The organism is Streptomyces xanthophaeus, from assembly GCF_000725805.1.
In the GTDB taxonomy this organism is placed as follows: Bacteria; Actinomycetota; Actinomycetes; order Streptomycetales; family Streptomycetaceae; genus Streptomyces; species Streptomyces xanthophaeus.
Genome location: NZ_KL647134.1, coordinates 283,998 through 293,468, shown reverse-complemented (window position 1 = coordinate 293,468; position 9,471 = coordinate 283,998). Strand labels below are relative to the sequence as shown.

At 71.5% G+C, this 9,471-nt stretch carries 9 protein-coding genes; 2 read left to right on the top strand and 7 right to left on the bottom strand.

Annotated features, from left to right (window positions below):
• Positions 1-11: 11 nt before the first annotated feature.
• The 6 genes from IO30_RS0135870 to IO30_RS0135845 form a co-directional block, all read right to left on the bottom strand.
• On the bottom strand, positions 12-605 hold the full coding sequence (locus tag IO30_RS0135870) for an ArsR/SmtB family transcription factor (protein WP_031150187.1): 594 nt from the start codon (positions 603-605) through the stop codon (positions 12-14).
• A 100-nt stretch (positions 606-705) separates the two neighbouring features.
• A complete protein-coding gene (locus tag IO30_RS0135865; protein ID WP_031150186.1) occupies positions 706-1,698 on the bottom strand; it encodes a glycine betaine ABC transporter substrate-binding protein in 993 nt (330 codons plus the stop codon).
• The gene (locus tag IO30_RS0135860) at positions 1,699-2,586 is read right to left on the bottom strand and encodes an ABC transporter permease (protein ID WP_031150185.1); all 888 of its coding nucleotides are present in this window, start codon (positions 2,584-2,586) and stop codon (positions 1,699-1,701) included. It abuts the gene before it with no gap.
• Positions 2,587-2,588: 2 nt separating this feature from the next.
• Positions 2,589-3,848, bottom strand: coding sequence for a betaine/proline/choline family ABC transporter ATP-binding protein (locus IO30_RS0135855; RefSeq protein WP_031150183.1), 1,260 nt, complete (start codon positions 3,846-3,848; stop codon positions 2,589-2,591).
• Positions 3,841-4,488, bottom strand: coding sequence for an ABC transporter permease (locus IO30_RS0135850; protein ID WP_031150181.1), 648 nt, complete (start codon positions 4,486-4,488; stop codon positions 3,841-3,843). The genes IO30_RS0135855 and IO30_RS0135850 overlap by 8 nt, the downstream gene beginning before the upstream one ends.
• A gap of 58 nt (positions 4,489-4,546) precedes the next feature.
• The gene (locus tag IO30_RS0135845) at positions 4,547-5,023 is read right to left on the bottom strand and encodes an Lrp/AsnC family transcriptional regulator (protein WP_031150179.1); all 477 of its coding nucleotides are present in this window, start codon (positions 5,021-5,023) and stop codon (positions 4,547-4,549) included.
• A 133-nt stretch (positions 5,024-5,156) separates the two neighbouring features.
• Between IO30_RS0135845 and hppD the strand changes: the two genes are divergently transcribed.
• Positions 5,157-6,311 carry a 4-hydroxyphenylpyruvate dioxygenase gene (gene hppD / locus IO30_RS0135840; RefSeq protein WP_031150177.1) on the top strand — a complete coding sequence of 385 codons (1,155 nt, stop codon included), beginning with the start codon at positions 5,157-5,159 and terminating at the stop codon, positions 6,309-6,311.
• A gap of 69 nt (positions 6,312-6,380) precedes the next feature.
• Here the strand turns inward: hppD and IO30_RS47780 are convergent, their stop codons facing one another.
• Positions 6,381-7,955: a tetratricopeptide repeat protein gene (locus IO30_RS47780; RefSeq protein WP_234321919.1), complete on the bottom strand. Its 1,575-nt coding sequence runs from the start codon at positions 7,953-7,955 to the stop codon at positions 6,381-6,383.
• Between the two features lie 96 nt (positions 7,956-8,051).
• Between IO30_RS47780 and IO30_RS0135830 the strand changes: the two genes are divergently transcribed.
• Entirely contained in the window at positions 8,052-9,455 is a 1,404-nt protein-coding gene (locus IO30_RS0135830) for an FAD-binding oxidoreductase (RefSeq protein ID WP_051902802.1), read from the top strand.
• Positions 9,456-9,471 lie beyond the last annotated feature (16 nt).

Below are 9,471 nucleotides of genomic sequence, written 5' to 3'. Positions count from 1 at the left end.
GGGGCGGGTGGTCAGCCGCGGCTGCGGCGGGGGAAGGCGTGCGTGTGCACGCGGACCGTCTCCGCACCCTCGGCCGGCGGCAGGTCGCGATAGCTGTTGACCAGCTCGTGCATCCTGCCGATCAGTTCGTGGCTCTGCTCGGGCGTCAGCCGCAGCGTGAAGTCACTGAGGTCCGAGGAGGTGCCGCGCCACTGCCTGGACCAGGCGTGGGCGTCGCCGAGCCAGGTGCTGATCTCCTGCGTGTGGAAGGTCGCGATCTCGTGCAGGAAGGCCTCGGCGGCTCCGCGCGTCTCCGGGTTCTCGTCGTACATCAGGGACTCGTCGAACTGGGTGCCGTCGTGGACGGCCCGCCACCACCTCTCGCGGCCCTTGCCGTGCCCGGGAGCGTCCTCGACGAACCTGTGGGCGGCGAGCTGGCGCAGGTGGTAGCTGGTGGAGCCGCTGGATTCGCCGAGCCGCTCGGCCAGTTGTGAGGCGGTGGCCGGGCCGTCGTGGCGCAGGGCGGAGAGCATGCGGATGCGCAGGGGGTGGGCGAGGCCGCGAAGGGAGCGGGCGTCGAGGACGCGGGCGCCGGGCTCGGGGGTGCGGGCGTTCATCTCGGGCATGGCCCCACCGTAGAGTTGCAAAGATTCCTCTGCAAGGGTTTCTTTGCAACACCTTCTCCGGAACTCCAGCCCGGATCAGTGTGGTTGGCGGCGGCCGGGCTCAGCCCTCCTTGATGAACCCCTCCTTGAGCAGCCATTCCTTGGCGACCTCGTGCGGGTCCTGCCCCTCCACGTCCACCTTGGCGTTCAGCTCCTGCGCCACCTCGGTCGTCAGCTTCTTCGTCACCGGGTCCAACAGCTCCGCGATCACCGGGTACTTGGCGAGGGTCTTCGCGTTCAGCTCGGGCGCCGCGTTGTAGTTGGGGAAGAAGCGCCGGTCGTCGGCGAGGGTGTCCAGGTCCATGGCCTTGATCCGGCCGTCCGTGGTGTAGGCCTCGCCGAGCAGGCAGGAGTCGGACTTCGAGACCTGGGTGTAGATGATCCCCGCGTCCATCTTCTGGATGTTGCCCGCCGGGATCTTCATCCCGTACGCCTTCTCCATGCCGGGCAGCCCGTCCTGGCGGGAGGCGAACTCGTTCTCCACGCAGAGCGTCACCGCCGACGGGTCCTTGCGCGCCAGCTCCGCCACGTCCGAGAGGGTCTTCAGCCCGTACTTGGCGTTGTTCTTCTTGCTGATGGCCAGGGTGTAGGTGTTGTTGAGGGAGGACTGGGGCAGCCAGGCCACCCCGTTCTTCAGGTCCGCGTCGCGCACCGCCTCCCACTGCGCCTGCGGGTCGTCGATGGGCTCGGTGTTCCCCTGGTACGTGATCCACGCCGTGCCCGTGTACTCGTACATCGCGTCGGCGTCGCCCTTGGCCACGGCCTCGCGGGCGCTGATCGAGCCGGGCAGGTTGGTGCGGTCCAGCACCTCGGCGCCGGCGGCCTTGAGGACCAGGCCGATCATCTGCCCGAGGACGATGTTCTCGCTGAAGTTCTTCGAGGTCACCGTGAGAGAGGCACCCTTGAGGGGCTCGCCCAGCCCCAGCTTGCCCGGCGTCACCTCGTCCACCATCGGCGAGCCGCTCTTGAGCCCGCAGCCCGCCAGTCCGGCCGCCGCGAGTACGGCCGCCGCGAGGAGGGCCGCCGTCCGTCCGCCGAAGGTCCGCGTCCGCATCTACGCCTCCAGCCCGCGCGGGGTCAGCAAGGCCTCGGCCAGCGAGGCCAGCCAGTCCACGAACAGGGCGAGCACCACCGTCAGTACGGACCCCACCACCAGCACCGGCATCCGCTGGGTCTGGATCCCGGAGGTGATCAGGTCGCCGAGGCCGCCGCCGCCGCCGAAGGTGGCCAGGGTGGCGGTGCCGACGTTGAGCACCAGCGCCGTCCGTACGCCCGCCAGGATCAGCGGGACCGCCAGGGGCAGTTCCACCTTCGTCAGGACGCCCGTCGGCGACATGCCGACCCCGCGCGCGGCCTCCACCAGCAGGGGGTCGATCGCCCGCAGCCCCGCGACCGTGTTGGAGAGCACGGGCAGCACGGCGTAGGCCACCATGCCGATGATCGCCGTGGACGGGCCGATGCCCAGCCAGATGACCAGCAGGGCGAGCAGCCCGATCGCCGGGGTGGCCTGGCCGATGTTGGCGAGCGCGGTGACCAGCGGCGCGGCGCGGCGCAGCCGGCGGCGGGTGAGGGCGATGCCCAGCGGGATGGCGATGATCAGCACCCAGAAGGTGGAGATCACGGTGAGCTGCACGTGCTGCCGCAGCCGCAGCTGCACGTTGCCATTGCCCAGGGAGTTCCTCTCGATGACGTCGAGGGTCAGGGAGTCGATCCACAGCCAGGTGGCGAGCAGGATCAGCGCCAGTACGGAGGGCAGCACGACGAGCTTGCGCCAGGTGATGCGGCGCGCGGGCCCGGGAGCCGGGGGCGGGGGCTCCTCGGCGCCGCCCAGCGGGTCGTCGGCGAAGGCGAGGTCGCGGAAGGCGTGCCCCTGGACCTCGTGCTCGCCGGGCGGGCGTTCGTCCGGGGGCCGGCGGGGGGAGGCGCCCGGGGGCGGTGTCACGGTCACGGGCCGCCCGCCCCGCCTTCGAGCTCCTGGTCCGTGCGGTGGTGGCGCAGCTCCTCCAGGTCGTGCTGGTGCTCGGCGGCCGTCAGCCGGTCGGCCTCCAGCATCTCGTGCACCGAGTTCATCAGGGTCTCCATGTCGACGACGCCGATGTACTCGCCGCGGCGGCCGGTGACCGCGACCCGGCCGCCGCTGTCGATGAGGACCGCCTCCAGGGCGTCGTGCAGGGTCGCGTCCCGGGTCACGGTGTCGTGGACCAGCTGGCCGGCCCGGGCCAGCGAGCCCTTGGCCCGCATCAGGTCGCCGCGGCGCAGCCACTTGTAGGGGCGGCCCCGCCGGTCGAGCATGAGCAGCTCGTTGGTGGCGCCGCCGCGCAGGGTGTTGAAGATCTGCTGGAGCGGGTCGTCCACCGACACGGTCGGGAACTCGGCGATCTCCACGTCCCGTACGCGGGTCAGGTTGAGCCGTTTGAGGGCCGCGCCCGCGCCGACGAAGCCGGAGACGAAGTCGTCCGTCGGGTTGGTCAGGATGGCTTCGGGGGTGTCGAACTGCGCGATGTGCGAGCGCTCCCGGAGCACCGCGATCCGGTCGCCGAGCTTGATGGCCTCGTCGAAGTCGTGGGTGACGAAGACGATCGTCTTGTGCAGCTCGTGCTGGAGCCGGATCAGCTCGTCCTGGAGGTGGTCGCGGGTGATCGGGTCGACGGCGCCGAAGGGTTCGTCCATCAGCAGGACGGGCGGGTCGGCGGCCAGGGCCCGGGCCACGCCCACGCGCTGCTGCTGGCCGCCGGAGAGCTGGCGCGGGTAGCGGCCGTGGAACTCGCGCGGGTCGAGGCCGACGAGGTCGAGCATCTCCTCGACCCGGTCCTTGACCTTGGACTTGGACCAGCCGGTCATCTTCGGTACGAGGGCGATGTTCTCGGCGACCGTCATGTGCGGGAAGAGCCCCGAGGACTGGATCGCGTAGCCGATCTTGCGGCGCAGCTTGACCGGGTCCATGTCGGTGACGTCCTCGTCGCCGATCCTGATCCGGCCGGAGGTGGGCTCGATCAGCCGGTTGATCATCTTGAGGGTGGTGGACTTCCCGCACCCCGACGGGCCGACGAAGACGACCGTCTCGCCCGCCTTGATCTCCATCGAGACCTCGTCGACGGAGGGGTTGGGATTGCCGGGGTAGCGCTTGGTCAGGTTCTCCAGCTGGATGGCGGCGCCGGAGGTGGCGGAGGTGGTGGTGGCGGCGGGCGGGGTCGGCTCAGACACGGATCCCCCTCGGGATGGTGAGGCGGCCGAGCAGGACGTACGCGGCGTCGAAGAGCAGGGCGAGGACGATGATGCCGAGGGTCCCGGCCAGGACCTGGTTGATCGCGTTGGCGCTGCCGAGGGAGGCGATGCCGCGGAAGATCTCGTTGCCGAGGCCGGGACCGGAGGCGTACGCGGCGATCGCGGCGATGCCCATCAGCATCTGGGTCGCCACCCGGATCCCGGTGAGGATCGGCGGCCAGGCCAGCGGGAGCTCCACCTTCAGGAGCTGGGCGGCGCGGGACATGCCGATGCCCCTGGCGGCGTCGACCAGGGCCGGGTCCACCCCGCGCAGGCCCACGATCGAGTTCCGGACGACCGGCAGCAGCCCGTAGAGGGTCAGGGTGATCACGGTCGGTGGGACCCCGAGCCCGACCAGCGGGATCAGCAGGCCGATCAGGGCCAGGGACGGGATGGTCAGGAAGGAGGCGGTGGTGGTGACGGCGAAGTTGGAGCCCCAGCCGCTGCGGTAGCTGACCAGCCCGATGCCGATGCCGAGCACGGTCGCGATCAGCATGCACTGGAAGACGGCGCTGGCGTGCTGGAAGGCGTCGGTCAGGAGCTGCTCGTGGCGGAAGGACAGGTAGCTCCAGAAGCTCACGCCGTGTCACCCCGTCCTGTGTCCGGCCCGGACGGCCCGGGACGGCCTGCGCGTCACCTCAGCGGGTGTCGTCCTCCGCCGCCTGCTCGACGAGGGGGATGATCCGCAGCGGAACGGGATTCTCCATGACGATCGCTGTCGAAGCCCGAACGATCCCATCGAACCCGACGACCCGGTCGATCACCCGCTGGAGATCGGCGTTGGACCGGGCCACGAGCCGGCACAGCATGTCCCCGTGGCCGGTGGTGGTGTGCAGTTCCAGGACCTCCGGTACGCCGTCCAAGTGGGCCCGCACGTCGGCCCCTTGCCCCTGTTTGATCTCCAGGGTGGCGAAGGCGGTCACCGGGTAGCCGAGTGCCGCCGGATCCACCTGCGGACCGAACCCGCGGATGACTCCGTTCGACTGAAGCCGGTCGAGGCGGGCCTGCGCGGTGCCCCGGGCCACGCCGAGCCGCCGGGAGGCCTCCAGGACCCCGATCCGGGGCTCTCGGGCCAGGAGGACGATGAGCCGGCCGTCCAGGTCGTCGATTCCCATGAGTGCCTCCAGGCTGGGCGGGGAGTGGTCATAGTGCACAGATGTCTCAATCATCCTGCGCCTGGGCTGCACAGTATGTACAGCAGATTTCGAAACTATTGCGCAGCTTGTGGATCGGCGGGACTCTGCGCTCATGACTGAGTCTTTGGCGAACCTGGAAACCACCCCGCACACCGCGCGTGAGGCCGACCCCTTCCCGGTGAAGGGCATGGACGCCGTCGTCTTCGCCGTGGGCAATGCCAAGCAGGCCGCGCACTACTACTCGACCGCCTTCGGCATGAAGCTCGTGGCCTACTCCGGACCGGAGAACGGCACCCGCGAGACCGCCAGCTACGTCCTGTCCAACGGCGCCGCGCGCTTCGTCCTGACCTCGGTCATCAAGCCGTCCACGGACCGCGGCCGCTTCCTGGCCGAGCACGTGGCCGAGCACGGCGACGGCGTCGTCGACCTCGCCATCGAGGTCCCGGACGCCCGCGCCGCCTACGCCTACGCCGTCGAGCACGGCGCGCGCGGCCTGGACGAGCCGTACGAGGTCAAGGACGAGCACGGCACGGTCGTGCTGGCCGCGATCGCCACCTACGGCCAGACCCGCCACACGCTCGTGGAGCGCAAGGACTACACCGGCCCCTACCTGCCGGGCTTCGTCGCCGCGAACCCGATCGTCGAGCCCCCGGCGAAGCGCACCTTCCAGGCCATCGACCACTGCGTCGGCAACGTCGAGCTCGGCCGCATGAACGAGTGGGTCGCCTTCTACAACAAGGTCATGGGCTTCACGAACATGAAGGAGTTCGTGGGCGACGACATCGCGACCGAGTACTCGGCGCTGATGTCCAAGGTGGTCGCGGACGGCACCCTGAAGGTGAAGTTCCCGATCAACGAGCCGGCGATCGCGAAGAAGAAGTCGCAGATCGACGAGTACCTGGAGTTCTACGGCGGCGCGGGCGTCCAGCACATCGCGCTGGCCACGAACGACATCGTCGCGACCGTCCGCTCCATGCGCGCCGCCGGGGTCTCCTTCCTGGACACCCCCGACTCGTACTACGACACCCTCGGCGAGTGGGCGGGCGAGACCCGCGTGCCGGTCGAGACCCTGCGCGAGCTGAAGATCCTCGTCGACCGCGACGAGGACGGCTACCTGCTCCAGATCTTCACCAAGCCGGTGCAGGACCGGCCGACGGTCTTCTTCGAGATGATCGAGCGGCACGGGTCGATGGGCTTCGGCAAGGGCAACTTCAAGGCCCTCTTCGAGGCGATCGAGCGCGAGCAGGAGAAGCGCGGCAACCTCTAGCCGCCAGCCGGCCGGCCGTCGGCCGAGCGCCGTCCCCCGGACCCCGTCCGGGGGACCGCGCCGAGGCCGTCAGCGGGAGGACGCGGAGGGCGACGGCGACGGCGAGGCCTTCGGATCGCCCTTCGGTTCGGTCTTCGGTTCGGCCTTCGCCTTTGGCTCAGGCTTCGTCTCCGGCTTCGGCTTCGCCGCCTTCGGGAGCTCCGGCGCCACCCACGGAGCGGTCGGCTGGAGGTTCTCCGGTCCCCCCGGCGGCGGCTGCCCGATCATGTCGAGGACCTTCTTCGCCAGCGGCGCCCGCAGCGGGGAGAACACCGGGTTCGTCCGCATGGCCTCCTGGAGGTGCCGGCGGGCCGCCGCCTCGTCGCCCAGACCCCGTTCGATCATCGCCCGGTGGTACGCGAACTCCGCGCTCCGCAGCCCCAGCTCCGTCGCCTTCTTCGCGTACTCCAGCGCCGCCGCGTCCTCTCCCGCCCGGTGCAGCGCCCACCCCAGTGCGTCCGCGACCTGCACGCTCTTGTGCCGCGACCACTCCTGCGACAGCCGTCGCACCGCCGCCGCCGGATCGCCGTGGTCCGCCTCGTACAGGCCCAGCACCACGTCCTCGTCGACCCCGTTCGTACCGTCCCGCGCGATCATCGCGCCCAGCGTGTCGTACGGGGTGCGCGCCTCCTCGGTGCGCCCCAGCGACTCCAGCAGCTCGCCCAGCTCCAGCGCCAGCCGCGGCTCCGGGGTCCGCCCGAGCGCCATCCGGTAGTCCCGCACGGCCTCCCCGCTGCGCCCCAGCGCGGCCAGTGCCCTGGCCCGCCCGCCCAGCGCCTGTGCCTGCGCCGGGTCCGTGCGCAGCGCGCCCTCGTACTGCCGCAGGGCCTGCGCCGTGTCGCCCCGCTCCCACGCCAGCTCGCCGAGCCGGAACAGCGTGTACGCCTTCTCCGCCGGGGACTTCGCCGCACCCGCCGCGTGCTCCATCGACATCGCCGCGTCCTCGCGCCAGCCGCGGTCCCGGTAGACCTGGGAGGCCCGCAGGTGCGCGGCCAGACCCGGCCGGAGCTCCAGCAGCCGCTCCATCGCCGCCTGGGCCGCCTTGTAGTCGCCGAGCCCGGTGTACGCGTCCACGAGCACCGGGTACGCCGTCCACCGACGCGGCGCCTGCGCCCGTACGAGCTCGCCCCACTTCTTCCCGGTGCCGAAGTCCCGGCGGGCGTTGGCCAGCGTGCCCATGCCCGTCATCGCGTCGAAGTTGCCCTTCTCGGCCGGGCGGACCTCCAGCGACCGCTTCAGCGCCTTCTCCGCCTTCGGGAACCAGCCCGAATCCGCGGTGCGCCGCGCCTGCTCCAGGTACGCGGCGCCCAGCACGGCCCAGGAGGCGTCGTCGTCGGCGTGCGTCGCCAGCCACTTCTCCCGGTCCGCGACCAGGGCCGTCAGGTCCACGGCCGCCGCGGGCGCGCCCATGCCGACCGCCGAGGCGGCCCGCTCGCTCGGCCCCGGAGGGCGGGCGTCGTCGCCGGTGCGGGCCGGCCGGATCAGCAACGCCCCGGCGATCAGGACCACCGTCACCGCGGCAGCCACCAGCGTCTTGCGGCCGGTGAAGGTCACGGGCGGCGCGGGCTGCTGCGCTTCCTCGTCGATACGGTCGAAACGGTGCATGGGGTCACTGTGCGTCAATATGAAGAGCTCGCCGAGGTGTCCGAAGAGGGGCGCGGGCGTGTTCACACCGATGGCGGCGGATGCCAGGCTGAGCCCATGGACGACGCTCTGCGCACCCGGCCCCGAGACGTACCCGACGGACTCCTCGCACGACTGCGGGAAGGCCTCCCGGCCGAGGCGGTGCTCACCGACCCCGGGGTGACCGCCTCCTACGCCACCGACATGGCCGGCTTCTGCGCCGCGGGCAGCCCGGCAGCCGTCGTCCTGCCCCGCACCGTCGAACAGGTCCAGCACGTCCTGCGCACCGCCACCGCCCTACGGGTCCCCGTGGTCCCGCAGGGCGCCCGTACGGGCCTGTCGGGCGCCGCCAACGCCTCCGACGGCTGCATCGTGCTCTCGCTCGTCAAGATGGACCGGATCCTTGAGGTCTCCACCGTCGACCGGATCGCCGTCGTCGAACCGGGCGTGGTGAACGCCGTGCTCTCGCGGGCCGTCGCCGCCCAGGGCCTGTACTACCCGCCCGACCCCTCCAGCTGGGAGCAGTGCACCATCGGCGGCAACATCGGCACCGCCTCCGGCGGCCTGTGCTGCGTCAAGTACGGGGTCACCGCCGAGTACGTCCTCGGCCTCGACGTGGTCCTCGCGGACGGGCGGCTGCTGCGCACGGGCCGCCGTACCGCCAAGGGGGTCGCCGGATACGACCTCACCCGGCTCTTCGTCGGCTCCGAGGGCAGCCTCGGCGTCGTCGTCCAGGCCGTCCTCGCCCTGCGGCCCGCGCCGCCCCGACAGCTCGCGCTGGCCGCCGAGTTCCCCTCCGCCGCGGCCGCCTGCGAGGCCGTCTGCGCCGTCATGGAGGCCGGGCTGACGCCCTCCCTGCTGGAACTGATGGACCGTACGACCGTCCGGGCCGTCAACGCGCTGGGCAAGATGGGCCTGCCCGACACCACCGAGGCCCTGTTGCTCGCCGCCTTCGACACCCCCCACGCCCCCGAGGAGCTCGCCGAGGTGGGGAAGCTGTGCACCGCCGCCGGGGCCACCGCAGTGGTCCCCGCCGAGGACGAGGCGGAGTCCGAACTGCTGCTCCAGGCCCGCCGGATGTCGCTGACCGCCCTGGAGACGCTGCGCCCCGCCACGATGATCGACGACGTGTGCGTGCCCCGGTCGCGGCTCGCCGAGATGCTCGACGGGACGGCCGCCATCGCCCGGAGCCACGACCTGCTCATCGGGGTCTGCGCCCACGCGGGCGACGGCAACACCCACCCGGTCGTCTGCTTCGACCCGGCCGACGAGGACGAGACCCGGCGGGCCCGGGACTCCTTCGACGCGATCATGGCGCTGGGCCTGGAGCTGGGCGGGACGATCACCGGGGAGCACGGGGTCGGGGTGCTGAAGAAGGAGTGGCTGGCCCGCGAGCTGGGCCCGGTGGGCGTGGAGATGCAGCGCGCCGTCAAGCACGCCTTCGACCCGCTGGGCCTGCTGAACCCCGGCAAGCTCTTCTGACGCCCGCGGCCGCGGC